Origin of the sequence: Agrobacterium pusense (assembly GCF_013285525.1) — a bacterium.
Classification (GTDB): domain Bacteria; phylum Pseudomonadota; class Alphaproteobacteria; order Rhizobiales; family Rhizobiaceae; genus Agrobacterium; species Agrobacterium pusense.
The window spans coordinates 89,444-108,270 of the sequence record NZ_CP053856.1; the positions used below are offsets into that span (position 1 = coordinate 89,444).

General features: G+C 58.6%; 17 protein-coding genes and 1 tRNA gene. 12 read left to right on the forward strand and 6 right to left on the reverse strand.

Going from position 1 to position 18,827, the window contains the following annotated elements:
* Positions 1-82: 82 nt before the first annotated feature.
* The 3 genes from HQN82_RS00425 (at position 83) to HQN82_RS00435 (ending at position 3,761) form a co-directional block, all read left to right on the forward strand.
* A complete protein-coding gene (locus HQN82_RS00425; RefSeq protein WP_234904877.1) occupies positions 83-2,254 on the forward strand; it encodes a TonB-dependent siderophore receptor in 2,172 nt (723 codons plus the stop codon).
* Positions 2,255-2,363: 109 nt separating this feature from the next.
* Complete coding sequence (locus HQN82_RS00430; RefSeq protein WP_162699351.1) at positions 2,364-3,245, forward strand: helix-turn-helix domain-containing protein; 882 nt, start codon at positions 2,364-2,366, stop codon at positions 3,243-3,245.
* A gap of 123 nt (positions 3,246-3,368) precedes the next feature.
* Positions 3,369-3,761 (forward strand): PRC-barrel domain-containing protein, encoded by a 393-nt coding sequence (locus tag HQN82_RS00435; RefSeq protein ID WP_112766114.1) that lies wholly within the window; start codon positions 3,369-3,371, stop codon positions 3,759-3,761.
* 99 nt (positions 3,762-3,860) lie between these two features.
* Here HQN82_RS00435 and HQN82_RS00440 read toward each other — a convergent pair whose 3' ends face one another.
* The 4 genes from HQN82_RS00440 to HQN82_RS00455 form a co-directional block, all read right to left on the reverse strand.
* Positions 3,861-4,103, reverse strand: coding sequence for a DUF982 domain-containing protein (locus tag HQN82_RS00440; protein WP_173614436.1), 243 nt, complete (start codon positions 4,101-4,103; stop codon positions 3,861-3,863).
* A 317-nt stretch (positions 4,104-4,420) separates the two neighbouring features.
* Positions 4,421-4,579 carry a YqaE/Pmp3 family membrane protein gene (locus HQN82_RS00445; protein WP_004439740.1) on the reverse strand — a complete coding sequence of 53 codons (159 nt, stop codon included), beginning with the start codon at positions 4,577-4,579 and terminating at the stop codon, positions 4,421-4,423.
* Between the two features lie 108 nt (positions 4,580-4,687).
* Positions 4,688-4,763, reverse strand: a tRNA-Thr gene (locus HQN82_RS00450).
* Between the two features lie 136 nt (positions 4,764-4,899).
* Positions 4,900-5,862, reverse strand: coding sequence for an NAD(P)H-dependent flavin oxidoreductase (locus tag HQN82_RS00455; RefSeq protein WP_173614437.1), 963 nt, complete (start codon positions 5,860-5,862; stop codon positions 4,900-4,902).
* A 253-nt stretch (positions 5,863-6,115) separates the two neighbouring features.
* On the opposite strand from HQN82_RS00455, the gene HQN82_RS00460 reads away from it, so the two are divergent.
* On the forward strand, positions 6,116-7,261 hold the full coding sequence (locus HQN82_RS00460; RefSeq protein WP_077986614.1) for a hypothetical protein: 1,146 nt from the start codon (positions 6,116-6,118) through the stop codon (positions 7,259-7,261).
* A 32-nt stretch (positions 7,262-7,293) separates the two neighbouring features.
* On the opposite strand, the gene ppk2 is transcribed toward HQN82_RS00460, so the two are convergent.
* Positions 7,294-8,190, reverse strand: a complete 897-nt coding sequence (gene ppk2 / locus HQN82_RS00465; RefSeq protein ID WP_173614438.1) for a polyphosphate kinase 2 — start codon at positions 8,188-8,190, stop codon at positions 7,294-7,296.
* A gap of 230 nt (positions 8,191-8,420) precedes the next feature.
* On the opposite strand from ppk2, the gene phoR reads away from it, so the two are divergent.
* From phoR to phoB, 7 genes are all read left to right on the forward strand, one after another.
* Complete coding sequence (gene phoR / locus HQN82_RS00470) at positions 8,421-9,689, forward strand: phosphate regulon sensor histidine kinase PhoR (RefSeq protein ID WP_173614439.1); 1,269 nt, start codon at positions 8,421-8,423, stop codon at positions 9,687-9,689.
* Between the two features lie 194 nt (positions 9,690-9,883).
* On the forward strand, positions 9,884-10,918 hold the full coding sequence (locus HQN82_RS00475; protein ID WP_004439763.1) for a substrate-binding domain-containing protein: 1,035 nt from the start codon (positions 9,884-9,886) through the stop codon (positions 10,916-10,918).
* Between the two features lie 272 nt (positions 10,919-11,190).
* A complete protein-coding gene (gene pstC, locus HQN82_RS00480; protein WP_004439765.1) occupies positions 11,191-12,675 on the forward strand; it encodes a phosphate ABC transporter permease subunit PstC in 1,485 nt (494 codons plus the stop codon).
* Positions 12,672-13,991: a phosphate ABC transporter permease PstA gene (gene pstA, locus HQN82_RS00485; protein WP_022555564.1), complete on the forward strand. Its 1,320-nt coding sequence runs from the start codon at positions 12,672-12,674 to the stop codon at positions 13,989-13,991. The genes pstC and pstA overlap by 4 nt, the downstream gene beginning before the upstream one ends.
* A gap of 14 nt (positions 13,992-14,005) precedes the next feature.
* Positions 14,006-14,821 (forward strand): phosphate ABC transporter ATP-binding protein PstB, encoded by an 816-nt coding sequence (gene pstB / locus HQN82_RS00490; RefSeq protein ID WP_003519986.1) that lies wholly within the window; start codon positions 14,006-14,008, stop codon positions 14,819-14,821.
* A 95-nt stretch (positions 14,822-14,916) separates the two neighbouring features.
* A complete protein-coding gene (gene phoU / locus HQN82_RS00495) occupies positions 14,917-15,642 on the forward strand; it encodes a phosphate signaling complex protein PhoU (RefSeq protein ID WP_004439770.1) in 726 nt (241 codons plus the stop codon).
* 30 nt (positions 15,643-15,672) lie between these two features.
* Complete coding sequence (gene phoB / locus HQN82_RS00500) at positions 15,673-16,356, forward strand: phosphate regulon transcriptional regulator PhoB (protein WP_003493692.1); 684 nt, start codon at positions 15,673-15,675, stop codon at positions 16,354-16,356.
* A gap of 290 nt (positions 16,357-16,646) precedes the next feature.
* On the opposite strand, the gene HQN82_RS00505 is transcribed toward phoB, so the two are convergent.
* A complete protein-coding gene (locus HQN82_RS00505) occupies positions 16,647-17,180 on the reverse strand; it encodes a GcrA family cell cycle regulator (RefSeq protein ID WP_004439774.1) in 534 nt (177 codons plus the stop codon).
* Positions 17,181-17,610: 430 nt separating this feature from the next.
* Here HQN82_RS00505 and HQN82_RS00510 point away from each other — a divergent pair, with 430 nt between their 5' ends.
* The gene (locus HQN82_RS00510; protein ID WP_173614440.1) at positions 17,611-18,810 is read left to right on the forward strand and encodes an aspartate aminotransferase family protein; all 1,200 of its coding nucleotides are present in this window, start codon (positions 17,611-17,613) and stop codon (positions 18,808-18,810) included.
* The last annotated feature ends 17 nt before the right edge of the window (positions 18,811-18,827 follow it).

Here is an 18,827-nt window from a genome sequence, read left to right on the forward strand (position 1 = left end):
AGCTTAATTGAGGTGCTGCGACCCTTGGGATATCAATATGGTCGCGATGTTTTCGGGGCATATCTTGAAAAATTTGCATGGGATGTTTTTGCGCCATCTGGCTTTGGGAACGGCTGCCGTAGTTTTGCTGGCGCCTGCGATGGTGCACGCGCAGGACACAACCGTCCTTCAGCAGATTACCGTTGACGGGCAGGGCGCGGAAAATGCAACCGGTCCCGTCCGGGGCTACGTCGCGAAGAAAAGCGCGACGGGTTCAAAAACCGAGACGGAAACCAGAGATATTCCGCAATCCGTATCGGTCGTCGGCCGCCAGGAAATGAACGACCGCGGCGCGGTGACGAAGATCGACGAGGTGCTGCGGTATACCCCAGGCGTGACGGCGGAGCCCTTTGGCACGGATCCGGATACGGACTGGTTTTATATTCGCGGTTTTCAGGCCACCCAGACTGGGGTGTTTTTGGATGGGCTGAACCTGTTCAGTTACGGTTTCGGCGGTTTCCAGATGGATGCCTATGGTCTGGAGCGGGTTGAAGTCCTGAAGGGGCCTGCGTCGGTGCTCTACGGCGGCGCCAATCCCGGTGGCATCGTTGAGATGATCCGCAAGCGCACCCAGGAGGAACCCGTTCGCGAAACGGAAATCGGCATCAATAATTTCGGCAACGCTTTCTTCGGTTTCGATCTCGGCGACAAGGTGGATGATGAGGGCGTATGGAAATACCGCGTCACCGGCAAGGTCTCGGGCGGCGACAACTATACGAATTACTCCGAGGATTTGCGCGGCTTCATCATGCCGCAAGTCACTTTCGAGCCGGATGCGCAGACAAGCGCCACGCTCTATGGGTATTTTTCGGCGCTTGACCAGGTGCATGTGGGCAACGGTTTCCTGCCTTATGTCGGCACCGTGGCCGACGCGCCCTTCGGCAAGCTCAACCGTGAAGCCTTTTATGGTGAGCCGGGCCTTGATAACGGCCGCGTCTATCAATCGATGGTGGGCTACGAGGTCAGCCATGAATTCGACAATGGCTGGAAGATCAGTCAGAACGCCCGCTATGGGCATCTGTACAAGCACGAGACCGGGCCCTATCCCGGCGGCTGGGCAAATGCCGATGCCAACGGCCAGCCGAGACTCGATCCGATCACCAAGGACTATATGTTGACCCGCTTCGGTTACGACGGCGTGTCGAAGGTCGATAGCTTCGGTGTGGATAACCGAGTGGAAGGCCAGTTCGATACCGGCGCTGTCAGCCATTCACTGCTCTTTGGTCTGGACTATAAATATTACCGGCTGGATCAGGTGCAGGCCTGCTGCGGGTCGAATGCGATCGGCGCGCTCAATCCGGTTTACGGTTCGGCGCAGGGAACGAATTTCGTTTATGCCGATAACATCGTGACCCAACAGCAGATCGGCATTTATGCGCAGGACCAGCTGCGGTTCGGAGATCGCTGGCTTGTGACGCTGAATGGCCGTTACGACTATGTCGATACGGAGCTGAACAACAGATTGCCGACGGGCCTGTCCCGCCGCTCCAATGACGACGCGCTGAGCGGCCGCGCCGGCCTTGCCTACGAATTCGACAATGGCCTGACGCCCTACGTCTCCGCCGCCACCTTCTTTAATCCGCTTATCGATACGCTTGCAGACGGCACACCCGCCGTGCCGGAAGAAGGCCACCAGTTCGAAGCCGGCATCAAATACGAGCCGACGTTCTTCGATGGCAGCATCACCGCCTCGGTCTTCAAGCTGGTCAAGGATAATGCTATCGTGTCCTATACGGCGGGTGGGGTGACCACCAGCGGCCAGTTCGGACAGGTCGAATCCACCGGCTTCGAGCTGGAGGCCAAAGCCAATCTCAATGAAAACTGGAAGGCACTTGCCTCCTATTCCTACACCGATATCGACATTACCCGCGATGCCAATCCAAATCTCATTGGCAAATCGCCATGGATCGTGCCCGCCCATACCGCTTCGCTGTGGCTGGACTATGCTTTCACCACGGATACACTTGACGGACTGAGCATCGGCGGCGGTGTGCGGTATCAGGGCAAATCCTGGGCGGATGCGGCGAATACATTGCGCGTTCCTGACGCCGCTGTTTTCGATGCCGCGGTCCGTTACCAGAAGGACGACTGGACCGCATCCATCAACGTCGCCAATGTCTTCGACAAGGAATACGTCAAGGGCTGCGCCGGTGTCTCCGTCTGCGGCTGGGGTGACAGCCGAACCATCACCTTCAAGCTTTCCAAGAAGTGGTAAGGCCTGGTCAAAGGCCGCAGTTGCGGGAAAATTGGTTTGCCACTATAAACATGAATAAACTTATCATGTTATATTGGCGCCATGGCGCGCCATGCGGGATCGAGAAGCCATGGCTTTCCGCGTGCGGATGGAAAATGAGATTGACGGTTTTGCCGTTATAGGCGGCCCGCGCTCAAGGGTCTGGAACGGCATCGTTGCCGATCTCTGGGACGTGCGTTGTGCACCGAAAGCAGGTGGACGTTATGTCGGCAAGGACCCGCGGTTTATTTTTCTGCTGGAGATGGATGGAATGGATGATGGCAGGGTCGTCATGAACGGCTGCCGCCGCGACAAGTATACCGCCTCCGAGGTGAACCGTATTTCCTTCGTGCCTGCCGATCTGGATGTGCATGCGGAGTTGAGCAACGTTTCCTTCCTCCGCCACCTCGATCTGCACTTCGACGCTGGACTGCTGGGGGCTCGGTTGGTGCAGGGTTTCGATCCGCACGGTTTGCTCGACCCGCATCTGATGTTCGAGGATGAGCGCCTGCTGGCGCTGGCGCGGTTGATCGCAGCCGAATGCGACAATCCCGATCCGCTGCACGATCTCTATGGCGAGAGCCTCGTGCTGGCGCTGCTGACGGATTTTCTGAAAGTGAGGCGGGAACCCGTCAAAAAGCGCAGCAAGCTCGCCGCCTGGCAATTGAGGGCGGCGACGGATTATATTCGCGAACATTGCCTTCGGTCGATCCGGCTTGAGGAACTTGCGGAACTTACAAACCTGTCACAATCCCATTTCAGCCATGCCTTCAAGGCCTCCACCGGCGTTCCGCCGCACCAGTGGCAGATGCAGGCGCGTATTGATCGGGTCAAGGATCTGATGATGCGAACCGAGATGGCGCTTACCGACATTGCCATCGCAGCCGGATTTTCCGATCAGGCGCACTTCTCCCGCGTCTTTCGAAAGATGGTGGGGGTGTCCCCCTCGGTCTGGCAGAGGAGCCGCCAGTAACTGCCTTTTGTTCCGTTCGTTCTCCAAAAAAATCCCTGACGGCATCTGAAACGCACCGGAACGATTTCTCCGGCGACGGGTTTACAGACGTGACCCATTGAGGAAATCAAGGAGGAAACTATCATGTTGCATCAGGAACCCCGCGCCGGCCAGGACCCCTATGTGAAGGACACGCCCAGCCTCATCGCCAGCGACAAGGTTGAAGGCACCCGCGTTTACGGCGCCGACGGCAAGCATATCGGCTCGATCCAGCGCACCATTCTTGAGAAGCGCGGCGGCCGCGTAGCCTATGCGGTGTTGAGTTTCGGCGGTTTTCTCGGCATTGGCGACGATTATTATCCGCTGCCGTGGGAAAAGCTGCATTACGACGAAGAGCTCGACGGCTACCGCATCGACCTGACGAAGGAACAGATCGAAAATGCCCCGCATTTCGCCAATCTCGATGATGACGAATTGCTGAACGCAAGGGATCGTAAGGTCTACGACTATTACGGCGTCGCCCCCTACTGGATGTAAGGCGAATAATCTTGCCAATGGGCATTGTGGCGTTTTCGGCTCATCTTCAGCCGGAAACGCCTGACGAAAACGGCTCCTGAAGGAGCCGTTTTTTCTGTATTAATGTGGGTTCTTCTGCATGTCGGAAACCGCATCTGTGAAGCACTTACGCGCTTCCTCCGGCGATTTTCGCCCGTCAAGTGCAGCGCGGCAGGCACTTCTGGCTCTCACGAAACTCAATCCGCGCCGATTTGGCCAGCCTTCGGTCAACAATGTCAGTGCTTCGAATGGGCCGGGGACGACACTCTTGCCGTTCGCATCCAGATTGACCTCAACAGGCTCTGTCCATCTCTCGTTCTTCATCGTGCACCTCCCAGAGCAACGCGATCCCGAAACAAACCCGACAGCGGAGCAACCCATGAACGCTGTCCTGTGTCACTACCGCCTAGGATAAGCGCAAGCAATGGAATTGACAACGGTGATCAGCGGAAGCCGAAAAACGAAAGGATCGCCAGGACGATAACGACGAGGCCGACGATGTAGATGATCTGGTTCATGATTTTCTCCTTGTCTATGTCATCACCATAACGTGAAGGAGAAGATGCGGTTCCAGAAGCACATGATAATTTAATCACGTGCTAAAAAATTGCGGACATTCCATCATCACGCGATGCGGAACGTCACCTCCGCACGATCACCCAGATCGCGTGGATGATGCCGGGCACATAACCGCACAGTGTCAGAAGAATGTTGAGCCAGAAGTGTAGCCCCAGTCCGACCTGGAGAAATACACCAACCGGCGGCAGGATGATGGCGATGAGAATACGAATGACGTCCACGATGACAGGCCTTCCGGTTGACTGTTGACCAGCCGGAGAACGTGTGTGGGGCGGTTTGGTTTCACTTAAGCACGGACGTGCTTTTTGAGATGGATTTTTGTTTGAAAATGGTGCCGCTTACGTGACTCGAACACGTGACCCCATCATTACGAATGATGTGCTCTACCGACTGAGCTAAAGCGGCCCGGTTGTGATCCGTCTGTCACGGATCAGCTTCATGGCGGGCTGATACAGGCAATGCCGACGGATTTCAAGCCTTGAATGCGTGGCTTTTGAAATTTCCGCAAAAAGCTTTGCCTGTCCAATGTTTAAGGGGCGTATCAGGCTAAGGCGCAGATGCGGCCCCTCGCAACCTCGTATTCCTGGACCAGCCGATCAACCAGAGCCGCTACCGGCTCCACCGACTTGACCGCGCCAATACCCTGGCCCGCGCCCCATATGTCCTTCCAGGCTTTTGCGCCGCCGGAAGCCGATTCGAAATCCATCTTAGAGGGATCCGCTTCCGGCAGCTTGCCGGGGTCGAGGCCGGAGGCGACGATCGAACTTTTCAGATAATTGCCGTGAACACCGGTGAAATAGTTCGAATAGACGATGTCTTTGGCCTGCGCATCGACGATTGCCTGCTTGTAGGCTTCGGATGCGCGGGCCTCCTGCGTGGCGATGAAAGGGGAGCCGATATAGGCCATGTCCGCGCCCATCGCCTGTGCCGCGAGGATGGAGCCGCCATTGGCAATGGCGCCGGCAAGCAGCAGCGGGCCATCGAACCACTCGCGGATTTCCTGCACGAGGGCGAAGGGAGAAAGTGTGCCCGCATGGCCGCCGGCGCCCGTCGCGACGGCGATCAGCCCATCCGCGCCCTTGCGGATGGCCGACCTTGCATGGCGATCGTTGATGACATCGTGCAGGACGATGCCGCCATAGGAATGCACGGCCGCATTGACTTCCGGCACGGCACCGAGCGAGGAAATAACCACCGGGACCTTATATTTCACGCAAAGGCCGAGATCATGTTCCAGTCGCCGGTTGGACATATGCACGATCTGATTGACCGCGAAAGGCGCCGCCGGACGATCCGGGTTGGCCCGGTTGTGCGCGTCAAGCTCTTCGGTGATCATCGCCAGCCACTCATCGAGCTGGCTTTCCGGCCGCGCATTCAGCGCCGGGAAAGCGCCGATGACGCCCGCCTTGCATTGCGCCAGCGTCAGTTGAGGGTGCGAAATGATGAATAATGGTGACGCTATGACCGGAAGACGCAGATTGTCTTTCAGCACGGACGGTAGCATGGCTCCTCCCCCAGATTACGTTTACGCGCACGTAAGTCATTATCGTGTTCGGTGTCGGATTGGAAGCGAAAACAGTACCGCGAGGCGTCGCCGGACCTGCGTTCGTAGCGCCACAATAGATCGATTTTCCCCAAGACAATCCGGTCTTTATCACAAACGATGCTTGCGGAGGGGCGGCATAGCCGTTACCGAATCGTGAACCCATGGCGCAGCGCCGCATATTTTGCAAAGCGCATTAGAACAAGGATCGGTCGTGAGCGGACTGGAAACGGCAATCAGAAATGCTCTGGAAAAATCGGACAGATCGAACGCCGAAGTTCGTGCACGTATTTATCAATCGTCCCGTCAGGCGCTGGAAGCGGGCCTGCGCAAGCAGGGCATCGACGACCCGCAGATTGTTGCCCAGCAGCGCCAGCGGCTTGAAAGCCTGATCCACCTCATCGAGAACGAGGAACGCAACCGGCTTCTGGACAGGGTGGAGCAGCAATTGCGGCCGCCCGTGCAGGAAAGCGCGGCGCAGGATGATGGTTCCGTCGATCCCGTTTCGCAGCCGCCCCATCGGGATGAAGTGTCTGTCGAGCCGGAACTGCGCGGTGAAACGCGCGATGCGCGACCCGGTGCCGCCACGGCTCCGGAATCCCCCCGACCAGGCCGGCGCGGCGGAAAACCATCGAGAAGAGGTTCCAGCGCGGCTGACGCATCGCTTGCCTTCCGCCCCGAAGGTGCTGTTGGTCGCCGCAAGCGCCGCGGGCTTTTTGCCCGGCTTTTCATCTATGTCACGCTTCTGGCCTTTGTCGGTTTCGGCGCCTGGTGGGCCTATTCCTCGGGTGTCCTGCTCTCTCCGGAACAGCGGGATACCAGCGTGCCCAATCCGCCGGCGCAGGTGCAGGCAGAGGACTTTAATGGCGCCGAGCCCGCCCCGAGCCTATCGGCCGGGCGTGGCTTTTCGGACGACTGGGTCGAGGTTTTTAATGCCGAGCGCGGTAATTCCGGAGTTTCGGCAGGTCCACGCGCCAATGTCGAAAATATCGCAACGCCCGCCGGCAAGGCAATTCGGGTGACGTCAAGAAGCGTGGCGCAGGATGGCGCCGTCAGCATCGAGGTTCCAGTCGAAGTGATGCGGGACATGGCCGGGAAATCCTCGACCATATCCATTACCCTGCAATCCTCCAGTGACCGGCAGACGCAGGTGTCCGTCGCATGCGATTTCGCTACCTTGGGCGATTGTTCGCGCCACCGGTTTACGGCCACGGCCGAGCGCGCCGACATGCTGCTGAACGCGACATTCGAGCGTTCGCTGGCCCCCAACGCGCCGGGCAGGATTTTCATCAACAGCGATATCGATGGCAGCGGCCGCCCGGTCAACCTTTATTCCGTGCGCATCCTGCCGGGTCAGTAAAAGGGTACGAGCGGCCGCAAAGGCGGCTCTCCTCATTTCCCTTCGGCTTTTCCGAGAAAATTCGGGCCCGCCCCCAATATCTTATTGTCGATCTCGCCGATCGCCTTCTTGTCCTTGCCCTCATAGTCCAGCGAATTGAGAATGTGGCGGATGAGATTGACCCGGGCCCGGCGCTTGTCATTGGCGCGTACCACCGTCCAGGGCGCGACATCCGTATGGGTCTTTTCCAGCATCTCGTCGCGCTTTTGCGTGTAGTCGTCCCACTTCGCCAGCGCGGCTATGTCCATGTCCGAAAGTTTCCAGCACTTCAGCGGGCTATGGCGGCGATCGTGGAAACGGTCGATCTGCGTTTCCCGTCCGATATCGAGCCAGAACTTGAAAAAGTGGATGTCCTCATGGGCGAGCATCTTTTCCAGGCGCGGCGTTTCCTTGAGGAAGCGCTTATGTTCCTCGGGGGTGCAGAAACCCATCACCGGTTCCACTCCGGCCCGATTGTACCAGGAGCGATCGAACAGAACCAGTTCGCCTGCCGTGGGAAAATGCGAGATATAGCGCTGGAAATACCATTGCCCACGCTCGGTTTCCGTTGGCTTGGTCAGCGCCACGACGCGGGCATAGCGTGGGTTGAGATAGGACCGGATCGCGAAGATGGCGCCGCCCTTGCCGGCCGCATCGCGGCCCTCGAAAACTGCCATGACCCGCTTGCCTGTGGCCTGGAGCCAAAACTGGACCTTCACGAGCTCGATCTGCAGCGCCTCCAGCGCGGCATCGTATTCCTCGCGCTTCATTTTCTTGTCATAGGGAAAATTGCCGGCCGAGAGCTTGTTTTCTTCCACCCAGTCGGGAAGAACCGGATCGTCGATGTCAAAGCTGCGCAGCTTTCCGCCAACGGTAATCTCGACTGTCCGCTTCTTCGTTTCATCGGCCATGGTTTCCTCCGGCTGTTGTTGTGTAAAGGCAACTCGCCGCCAATGAGTTCACATCGCCCGGCAGAATTCAAGCGAAAGAGGATTGCTTGAGAAAGCTGTGGCGGTGTGACGATTGCAGCGTGGAATTTGCACATATACGCTGTGGAAAATATGCGGTGATGAATCTCTGTCATGAAGCTGGCCTATGAGATTTCGATGCGCTGTCGAGCGAGAGTGGAAAGCAGGCTGAAATGGCAGTCATGGAAGGCGATAGTGGATTAAGGCTTTTGGCAAAGAAGCTTGGCCGAAACTGGCTGCCCGTGCTCGTCGTCAGCATGCTCGCCATCGTGGCAGTTTCCGAGTTGCACACGCCCTATATGCCGGCCGTCCTCTGGCTCTGCGCGGTTATCGCCATTCTGGCCGTTCGCGAAAAACCGGCCTTTTCCGAAAAGGCCAAAAACGCGGCCGGACAGGTGGATGAGCCTGATGTTCCAGCTGAAAGTGTCATTTCCGGCGTCAGGGCGGGCCTTGCCGTGCTGGATACGCCCGTTTTCGTTCTCGACAAGAATGCCAGCGTGCTGTTTCAGAACGGCGCGGCCGAACGGGCGTTTGGTCAGCTTCCCGCCGGGGCGCATATTTCCGCAAGGCTGCGCTCGCCGGGCCTGCTGGATGTCATTCGCGAAACCATAACCACCGGTGAGCCCAATCAGGTCGAACATTCCGAGCGTTTCCCCTCAGAACGGGTCTTCATCGTCCGTATCGCCCGTGCGGATATGGGCGAGGGGGCGGGCCCGCTTTTCTACATCCTGTCATTCCGCGATGTCTCGGAACTTCGCCGCATCGACCGCATGCGCAGCGATTTCGTCGCCAATGCCAGCCATGAACTGCGCACTCCGCTGGCTTCCCTGCGCGGTTTCATCGAAACCATGCAGGGGCCGGCACGCAACGATCCCAAGGCGCAGGAGCGTTTCCTCGCCATCATGCTCGATCAGGCAACCCGCATGAGCAGGCTCGTGGATGACCTCATGTCCCTTTCGAGGCTGGAGCTGCGCGCCAATATCGCGCCGGATCAGAAGGTCGATCTCGTTCCCGTCATAGGTCATGTGCGCGATACGCTTCTGCCGCTTGCCAACGAACTCGATGTCGATATCACCCTGCATCTGCCGGATGGTCCTGCGGAGGTGCAGGGAGATCGCGACGAACTGGTGCAGGTATTCCAGAACCTCGTGGAAAATGCATGCAAATACGGCCAGGAAGGCAAGATTGTTGATGTCTGGCTGCGGGCTGAGCCCGGCAAGCCGGTAGAGGTGAGCGTCGTCGACCGGGGGCCGGGCATACCGGCCGAACATGTGCCGCGGCTGACGGAACGGTTTTATCGCGTCAGCGTCGCCGACAGCCGCTCCAAAAAGGGAACGGGGCTTGGTCTTGCCATCGTCAAGCACATTCTCACCCGCCACCGCGCTCGGCTCATCATTAAATCTGAACTGGGCAGCGGCACGGATTTTACCGTCAGATTCTGACATAAACACCCGTACATACAAAATATCACGTAAATTTTCATTTTAAATCAATTATTTAGCTTGTCACAAATCTTTCATTGAAGTGACATAAAAGGATGGGGCTACGGTGGTTAAGAAGAGGTCGCCGAGCGCATGCTAAGAGCGAGTGCCGCTATCGGCTGCGTCCACAAACAAGCCCACGACGGGAGAGACAAATGAACTTCGTTAAATTTTCCGCAGCAGCTCTGGTGGCTTCTGTCGCCTTCGCTGGCGCCGCCGCTGCTCGCGACCAGATCCAGGTTGCCGGTTCCTCCACGGTTCTGCCTTATGCCAAGATCGTTGCCGAGACTTTTGCCGAAACCTTCCCGAACTTCAAGGCTCCGGTCGTCGAGTCGGGCGGCACGGGTGGCGGTCTGAAGGCGTTCTGCTCGGGCGTGGGCGAAGGCACCATCGACGTCGCCAACGCATCGCGCAAGATCAAGAGCGACGAACTGGCCGCCTGTAAGGCTGCTGGCGTTACCGACGTTCAGGAAGTGAAGATCGGTTACGACGGTATCGTCTTCGCAATGGATTCTTCCAACAAGGACATCAAGCTTGAGCCGAAGGACCTTTACCTCGCTCTCGCCGCTGAAATCGTCAAGGACGGCAAGCTCGTTGCCAATCCCTATAAGAAGTGGTCGGAAATCAACAAGGAACTGCCGGATGTAGCGATCGCCGCTTACATCCCGGGTTCCAAGCACGGCACCCGCGAAGTCTTCGAAGAGAAGATCATGGCTGACGGCTGCAAGGAAGCCAAGGCGACCGACGTCATCAAGACGCTGATCACCGACGCCAAGCAGGCTGCTGCCAAGTGCGTAGCAGTCCGTAAGGACGGCGCTGCAGTCGACATCGACGGCGACTACACCGAGACGCTCGCTCGCATCGACGCCAACAAGACCGGCCTCGGCGTCTTCGGCCTCGCTTTCTATGAAAACAACGCCGACCGCCTGAAGGTCGCAACCGTTTCGGGCGTCGTTCCGTCCACTGAAACCGTTGCCAGCGGCAAGTACCCGGTTTCCCGCCCGCTGTTCTTCTATGTGAAGAAGGCTCACCTGGGCGTTATCCCGGGCCTTAAGGAATATGTCGAGTTCTTCGTTTCCGACGAAATGATCGGCCCGGATTCCCCGCTCGCAAATTACGGCCTGGTTGCCGCTCCGGACGCAGAGCGCGAAGAAATCCGTGCCAAGTTCTCGGCCGGTTCCACGATGTAATGAAGAAGGAGGGGTGCGGCCTGCCGCGCCCCTCATACCATCCGGTGCCTCTCCGCTTGGGCGAATGTCTCCGGTTGACAGTTCCTATTCATCGTCGTCCACATGATTGTCTATGGATTACAGATGGATAGGATGTATCAACCTTGACGCTTGCCGGACTTTGATACAGTCACTTGGCAGGCATTCCGGGATGGTCCAGCGGTCTCGTTTTGATGACTTTTTGATTTGCCCTATATCGCACCGTGCTCCTGCGGCACGCCGAGGGAACTCTAATGAACACATCGATCCTTTTGCTGATACTGGCGCTGATCGGCATCGGCAGTTATCTGCTCGGCAGCCGCCGTGCCGTTGCGCTGTCTGGTGGGCGTCCTTCCAGCATGCATTCCCGAGCCGGTTATCACGGTTCATACGCGGTCGTCTGGGCGGTACTGCCCGCGGCGTTCATTCTCAGCGTCTGGCTGATTATCAGCCCGCTCATCGTGACGTCAGCGGTCCGCGGCGATTTCCCGGAAGACATCCGGGCGCAATCCGAGGCGCAGCAGAGCCTGACCTACGGCATGGTAACCTCCATCGCCCGCGGCCTTCAGCGGCTGACACCGGAAGAAACGGCGCAGGTCGATGCGGACACAAGCGCGGTGAGGCCTCTGCTTGCATCCAAGGGCGTGGCGATTGCCGGTGATCCGGAACGGTTCATGGTTGACGCCGCCCAAACGCTGAACACCATGACCGCCACGAGCCGTCTTGCGATGATCGCTGTCGTGCTGCTGGCCGCGCTTGGCGGCGCCACCTATGCGCTGCGGGCGATTGCACCGCGCTTCCGGGCACGCAACAAGGTCGAAAAGGTCATTCTCGGCGCTCTTCTTGTCGCGTCTTCCATCGCTATCCTGACAACGATCGGCATCGTTCTGTCGATGCTGACGGAAGCGATCCAGTTCTTCAACATGGTTCCGGCTCACCAGTTCTTCTTCGGCACGGTGTGGGATCCGCGTTTTGCGGCTGCCGGTGCGACCGATTCATCGGGACAGTTCGGCCTGATCCCGCTGCTTGCCGGCACACTTTATATCGGCTTCGTCGCCATGCTGGTTGCCGTGCCCGTCGGACTGTTTTCGGCGATCTATATGTCGGAATATGCGTCACCCCGCCTGCGCTCGGTGGCAAAACCGCTGCTCGAGGTGCTCGCCGGCATCCCCACCATCGTCTACGGCTTTTTCGCGCTGACGACGGTCGGTCCTTTCCTCAGAGACATTTCTGCGCAGATCAACGGACTGGCGACGGGTAACTACGCCAACTTCATCCAGGCGCAGAGTGTCATCACCGCCGGCTTCGTCATGGGTATCATGTTGATCCCCTATGTGTCGTCGCTGTCGGATGACATCATCACCGCCGTGCCGCGTTCGCTGCGCGATGGTTCGCTCGGACTTGGCGCCACGCGCTCCGAAACCATCAAGAGGGTCATTCTTCCGGCTGCTCTTCCCGGCATCGTCGGCGCCGTGCTGATGACGGCGTCGCGCGCCATCGGCGAAACCATGATCGTGGTTCTGGCGGCAGGTGTCGCTGCCCGACTGCAGCTTAATCCCTTCGAGCCCATGACCACGGTGACGGTCAAGATCGTCAGCCAGTTGACGGGCGACCTTGAATTCACCTCGCCGCAGACGCTGGTTGCCTTTGCGCTTGGCATCACGCTTTTCGCCATCACGCTTTGCCTGAATATCTACGCGCTTTACATCGTGCGCAAATACCGGGAGCAATATGAATGACCGACATCGCCTCTCCCGCAGCTGGTGCGAACGCCGTCAAGGCGACGCGTCGTGATATCGGCATCAAGCGCCGTTATGCCGCCGAACGCCGTTTCCGTGCTTATGGCATGGCAGCGATTTCCTTCGGCCTCATCTTTCTCTTCCTTCTGCTTTTCTCGGTTGTCTCCAAGGGTTACACCGCGTTCCAGCAGACGATGATCACCGTTCCGGTTGAGTTCTCCGAACAGATCATCGATCCCAAGAACGAGCGTGCCACCAATCCGGCCAAGCTTATGACGGCCAATTATCCCGTTCTTGCCCGTGATGCGGTTGCCAAGGTTCTGGGCGTCGCGCCAACAGACCGCGCCGGTCTTCGCGCCGTCAACCTTCTGATCTCCGATAGCGTACGTACGCAGCTTCGCGATATCGTCGTTGCCGACCCCGCCGTTATCGGCACCACCCGCACGGTGACGCTTCTGGCCTCGGGCGACGTCGACAGCGCCTTCAAGGGCCAGGTCGATCTGACGGCGGATGAAGCCAATCGCCGTATCTCGAATCAGCAGCTCGGCTGGATGAACCAGCTCGCCGAAAGCGGGCAGCTTGGCAAGCATTTCAATACCGGCATCTTCATCAACGGCGCCTCGAGCCGTCCGGAAGCGGCGGGTGTCGGCGTGGCGCTGATCGGCTCCTTCTACATGATGCTGATCGTGCTGGTGCTGTCGCTGCCAATCGGTGTTGCGGCTTCGATCTACCTTGAGGAGTTTGCTCCGAAGAACCGTCTGACTGATCTCATCGAGGTGAACATCAACAATCTCGCGGCTGTTCCCTCGATCGTTTATGGTCTGCTCGGCCTCTCTGTCTTCATCAACTTCATGGGCTTTCCCCGCTCAGCCTCGCTGGTCGGCGGCCTCGTCCTGACGCTGATGACCCTGCCGACGATCATCATTGCGACCCGCGCTGCCCTGAAAGCCGTGCCGCCGTCAATCCGCGCCGCCGCTCTGGGCCTCGGCGCTTCCAAGATGCAGACGATCTTCCACCACGTGCTGCCGCTCGCCATGCCCGGCATCCTCACCGGCACCATCATCGGCCTCGCCCACGCGCTGGGCGAAACTGCGCCGCTGCTGCTGATCGGCATGGTGGCATTCGTAGCAAATTACCCGACAACGCCGATGGACCCGTCCACGGCCCTGCCGGTGCAGATTTACATGTGGGCGAATGAAGCGGAGCGCGCCTTTGTCGAAAGGACTTCAGGCGCTATCATCATCCTGCTTTTGTTCCTCATCGTCATGAATGTTGGCGCAATCCTGTTGCGTCGCCGCTTCGAACGGCGCTGGTAAAGGGAGATTGAGCAATGAACATGTTGTCGGAAGCAGCAGTTGAAAAGGCGCTGGACAAGAAAATGAATGAAGTCTCATACAAGATGATCGGCAAGGACGTTTCGGTTTATTACGGCGAAAAACGCGCGCTTTACGACGTGAACCTCAACGTTCGCGAAAATACGGTAACCGCGCTTATCGGCCCGTCCGGCTGCGGTAAATCGACCTTCCTGCGTACCCTGAACCGTATGAACGACACGATCGACGGTTGCCGGGTCACGGGCAAGATCACGCTCGACACCGATGATATTTATGATCAGGCGATTGACGTCGTGGAGTTGCGCGCCCGCGTCGGCATGGTGTTCCAGAAGCCAAACCCTTTTCCGAAGTCGATCTACGAAAACATTTCCTACGGTCCACGCATTCACGGTCTCGCCCGCAACAAGGCGGATATGGACCAGATCGTTGAGCAGAGCCTTCAGAAGGCGGGTCTCTGGAACGAGGTTAAGGATCGCCTGCACGAATCCGGCACCGGTCTTTCCGGCGGTCAGCAGCAGCGCCTGTGCATTGCACGCGCCGTTGCCGTCAGCCCGGAAGTGATCCTGATGGACGAACCCTGCTCGGCGCTGGATCCGATCGCCACTGCCAAGGTCGAGGAACTGATCCACGAACTGCGCACCAATTACACGATTGTTATCGTCACGCACTCCATGCAGCAGGCGGCTCGTGTTTCCCAGCGTACGGCCATGTTCCATCTCGGTCACCTTGTCGAGGAAAATGAAACCGACAAGATGTTCACCAATCCGGATGACCAGCGCACGCAGGATTACATCATGGGCCGCTTCGGCTGATCGCGGCCGGCGCTTTATCGCAACCCAACAAGACTGGTGCCGCTGCGGGCCCGCTTCGGGCGGTCGCATGCAAGGCCAAGCCGGAGGAATAGACCGTGAACCAGACAACGACCCATTCGCATATCCTGTCTGCTTATGATGACGAACTGAAGTTCCTGACGCGACGCATCGCCGAGATGGGCGGTCTCGCCGAGCAGATGTGTGCTGACGCCGTGCGTGCGCTCGTCAATTCCGACGCCGCGCTTGCCCAGAAGGTCATTTCCGATGACGCTATCCTTGATCATTCCGAGCGGGAGATCGGCGACAAGGCCATCGTCACCATCGCCAAGCGCCAGCCGATGGCGGCAGACCTTCGCGAAATCATCGGCACCCTGCGGATCGCCGCCGACCTCGAACGCGTTGGCGACCTCGGCAAGAACACCGCAAAACGCGTCATCGCGGTCGCCGGAACGGGCGTGCCGCGCAAACTCGCCCGCGGCATAGAGCACCTGTCGGAGCTGGCGCTGGTACAGCTCAAGGAAGTCCTTGACGTCTATTCGACACGTTCCGCCGAAAAGGCCAATGCCATTCGCGAGCGCGACGAGGAAATCGACGCCATGTATACCTCGCTCTTCCGCGAGCTTCTGACCTACATGATGGAAGATCCGCGTAACATCACCACCTGCACGCATCTTCTGTTCTGCGCCAAGAATATCGAGCGCATCGGTGACCATGCCACCAACATCGCCGAGACGATCTATTACATGACCACCGGCAGCCAGCCGGAGGGCGAGCGTCCGAAGGACGACAGTTCCAACACGCTCGGTTCGGTGACCGAGTAACAGACAAGCAGCGGCTTGCGGAGTTAGCATATGGTGCCCAAGATTGCAGTTGTGGAAGATGAGGAAGCGCTGAGCGTCCTGCTTCGTTACAATCTCGAGGCTGAGGGATATGACGTCGACACCATACCCCGTGGAGACGAGGCAGAGATCAGGCTGCAGGAACGTATTCCGGATCTGCTCATCCTGGATTGGATGCTTCCCGGCGTTTCCGGTATCGAGCTGTGCCGTAGGCTCAGGATGCGGCCGGAAACCGAGCGCCTTCCCATCATCATGCTGACGGCGCGCGGCGAGGAAAGCGAACGGGTTCGCGGCCTCGCCACCGGCGCGGACGATTATGTGGTCAAGCCGTTTTCCACGCCGGAACTGATGGCCCGCGTCAAGGCCATGCTGCGCCGGGCCCGTCCGGAGGTTCTGTCTTCGGTGCTGAAGTGCGGCGATATCGAGCTGGATCGCGAAACGCATCGCGTTCACCGCAAAAGCCGCGAGGTGCGTCTCGGTCCGACGGAGTTCCGCCTGCTGGAATTCCTGATGACCTCTCCGGGCCGCGTGTTCTCCCGCTCGCAATTGCTGGACGGCGTCTGGGGTCACGATATCTATGTGGATGAGCGGACGGTTGACGTGCATGTCGGACGTCTCCGCAAGGCGCTCAACTTTTCCCATATGCAGGATGTCATCCGCACCGTGCGCGGTGCCGGATATTCGATGGAAGCCTGATCGGAACCGAACTGAGGGTTCCCCTCAGCATGACGTTCCGCCAGAATCGAAAGGCCCGAAACCGGAATGGTGTCGGGCCTTTTCATTTTGAACCTTCCGCAAGCACGATACTTTCATCTCTTTGACGAGCGGTGGAAGATCTACCGAAATTCGGATTGAAGGGCGAAACCCGACGACGATGAATAAGCCTTGGTGTTCTGCTGTCGCTGCCCGGGAAGCGCGGTATTTTGTCACAAAAAAACGGGCCCGAAGGCCCGTAGTTTTTGAGTGTCAAATGTGTGCCGCAACACTCAAGCCTTGCGGCGCTCGCTGACCGGTTGGTAGGCGAGTTTCGCATGGAATTTGCAATAAGGTGACGATTCCAGCGCTTCACAGCCGCAGAAATGGAAATCGTCTTTCAGGGGGTCGCCGACCGGCCACTTGCAGGTGCGCTCCGTCAGTTCCGTCAGCGTCAGCCGGCGGGAGATCGGAGTAACGACGTTTCTGGACGGAACGTAATCGAGAATTTCCGCAGTTTCGATGCCGACCTCTTCCTGAAGAGCGGTCGCCGCGTTGGAGCGGGTCAGGATCCGAGCAGGTGCAGCGTTGACGCGGCCAGCGAAATTCGCCGTGCGCGGGGCAGGTGCAGCAGTCCGCTTGGGCGCAGAACGCGCCGACGTCACCGGGCCGCCAGCCTTGACGCGTCCGGGCAGATTAAGACGATGGACCTTGCCGATCACGGCATTGCGGCTGACGCCGCCCAGCTGAGCTGCTATCTGGCTGGCGCTCAGTCCTTCGGCCCACAATTTCTTGAGTTTCTCGACCCGCTCGTCTGTCCAGTTCATGCCGCTTCTCCGCTTTTCGCGTGTATTTCGACAGAATCCTTCTCCGTCTCGCGGGCATGCCGCGAGCGTGGTTTCTGCCTGATTTTTGGTGACTAGTTCCGCCGCAATGCAGTCTAGTAATTAGCGATTAACCTAGTGCCACGCAGACTCCGTGGCAAGAGTCGCGGGAATCATCTCGAATCGATTTTCCGGTTTTCCCCAACTTGCTGGCGAGTTGAGTCAGAAAGGCAACACCTTGGGCCTTGCGACCTGCAACCTACTAGGGCTTGAGAAGCCTAGGAAATACGGACTTTTGTTGACATCGGCAAGCGAAGTGACAATAGTGCCCCTGCCGCCGCGAGGCGGCATTTTTGATTTTCAGGCGAGGGATAACCCTCGAAGCCTATTGACAACCGTCTGACAGCGCATCCGCGCAAGGAGTGATACAGCCATGGCCGAAGCCGCCGCGCCATTGTTCGATACATTTGCAAGAGCCCCCCTCCGCTTCGAGCGAGGCGAGGGCGTCTGGCTGTACACGGAAAGCGGCGAGCGATATCTCGATTTTGCGGCCGGCGTTGCCGTCAATTCGCTGGGCCATGCCCACCCGCATCTTGTCGACGCGATCAAGACGCAGGCCGAAAAGGTCTGGCATGTCTCGAACCTCTATGAAGTTCCGGGCCAGGAAAAGCTTGCCAAGCGTCTGACGGAGGAAACGTTTGCAGACAAGGTCTTCTTCACCAACTCCGGCGCGGAAGCACTGGAATGTGCAATCAAGACCGCGCGTCGTTATCATTATTCCAAGGGCCACCCGGAAAAGTTCCGGATTATCACCTTCGAAGGCGCCTTCCATGGTCGTACGCTTGCAACGATCGCAGCCGGCGGCCAGCAGAAATATCTCGAAGGTTTCGGTCCCAAGGTCGAAGGCTTTGACCAGGTACCTTTCGGTGATGTCGATGCGCTGAAAGCCGCCATCACGGCCGAGACGGCAGCGCTTCTGATCGAGCCCATTCAGGGTGAGGGCGGTATTCGCGCACCCAGCAAGGAATTCCTGCAGTTACTGCGGTCGCTTTGCGACGAACACGGTCTGCTGCTGATTTTCGATGAGGTGCAGACGGGCGTTGGCCGCACGGGTAAGCTCTTTGCCTATGAACACACTGGTGTCGCCCCTGATATCATGGCGGTTGCCAAGGGCATCGGCGGTGGTTTTCCGCTGGGCGCATGCCTCGCGACGGCTGATGCCGCTTCCGGCATGACGGCGGGCGTGCATGGCACCACCTATGGCGGCAATCCGCTGGCCATGGCAGTCGGTAATGCCGTGCTTGATGTCGTCCTCTCTGACGGCCTTCTGGAAAAGGTTCGTGATGTCGCGCTGGTTTTCCGCCAGGGCCTTGCTTCGCTGAAGGACCGTTATCCTGACGTTATCGAGGAAATCCGTGGCGAAGGCCTGCTTCTCGGCATCAAGGCCAAGGTGCCATCGGGCGAGCTGTTGCAGGCCATGCGCGCCGAGCGTCTGCTGGGCGTACCAGCGGGCGATAATGTCATTCGTCTCCTGCCGCCGCTCGTCACCACGGCGGAGGAAGCCCGTGAGGGGTTGGCACGCGTGGAAGCGGCCGCCGCTTCTCTCACAGCGAAACAGGCAAAAATCGCCTGAGGAAACACTGAAGGGCG

What these genes read in the sequence shown, in the direction of transcription:
- HQN82_RS00505 (WP_004439774.1), bottom strand. Translation starts at nt 17,180, where the DNA reads ATGAACTGGACAGACGAGCGGGTCGAGAAACTCAAGAAATTGTGGGCC.
- HQN82_RS00425 (WP_234904877.1), top strand. Translation starts at nt 83, where the DNA reads ATGTTTTTGCGCCATCTGGCTTTGGGAACGGCTGCCGTAGTTTTGCTG.
- phoB (WP_003493692.1), top strand. Translation starts at nt 15,673, where the DNA reads ATGGTGCCCAAGATTGCAGTTGTGGAAGATGAGGAAGCGCTGAGCGTC.
- HQN82_RS00430 (WP_162699351.1), top strand. Translation starts at nt 2,364, where the DNA reads ATGGCTTTCCGCGTGCGGATGGAAAATGAGATTGACGGTTTTGCCGTT.
- HQN82_RS00475 (WP_004439763.1), top strand. Translation starts at nt 9,884, where the DNA reads ATGAACTTCGTTAAATTTTCCGCAGCAGCTCTGGTGGCTTCTGTCGCC.
- HQN82_RS00510 (WP_173614440.1), top strand. Translation starts at nt 17,611, where the DNA reads ATGGCCGAAGCCGCCGCGCCATTGTTCGATACATTTGCAAGAGCCCCC.
- ppk2 (WP_173614438.1), bottom strand. Translation starts at nt 8,190, where the DNA reads ATGGCCGATGAAACGAAGAAGCGGACAGTCGAGATTACCGTTGGCGGA.
- phoR (WP_173614439.1), top strand. Translation starts at nt 8,421, where the DNA reads ATGGCAGTCATGGAAGGCGATAGTGGATTAAGGCTTTTGGCAAAGAAG.
- HQN82_RS00440 (WP_173614436.1), bottom strand. Translation starts at nt 4,103, where the DNA reads ATGAAGAACGAGAGATGGACAGAGCCTGTTGAGGTCAATCTGGATGCG.
- HQN82_RS00455 (WP_173614437.1), bottom strand. Translation starts at nt 5,862, where the DNA reads ATGCTACCGTCCGTGCTGAAAGACAATCTGCGTCTTCCGGTCATAGCG.
- pstC (WP_004439765.1), top strand. Translation starts at nt 11,191, where the DNA reads ATGAACACATCGATCCTTTTGCTGATACTGGCGCTGATCGGCATCGGC.
- HQN82_RS00435 (WP_112766114.1), top strand. Translation starts at nt 3,369, where the DNA reads ATGTTGCATCAGGAACCCCGCGCCGGCCAGGACCCCTATGTGAAGGAC.
- pstB (WP_003519986.1), top strand. Translation starts at nt 14,006, where the DNA reads ATGAACATGTTGTCGGAAGCAGCAGTTGAAAAGGCGCTGGACAAGAAA.
- pstA (WP_022555564.1), top strand. Translation starts at nt 12,672, where the DNA reads ATGACCGACATCGCCTCTCCCGCAGCTGGTGCGAACGCCGTCAAGGCG.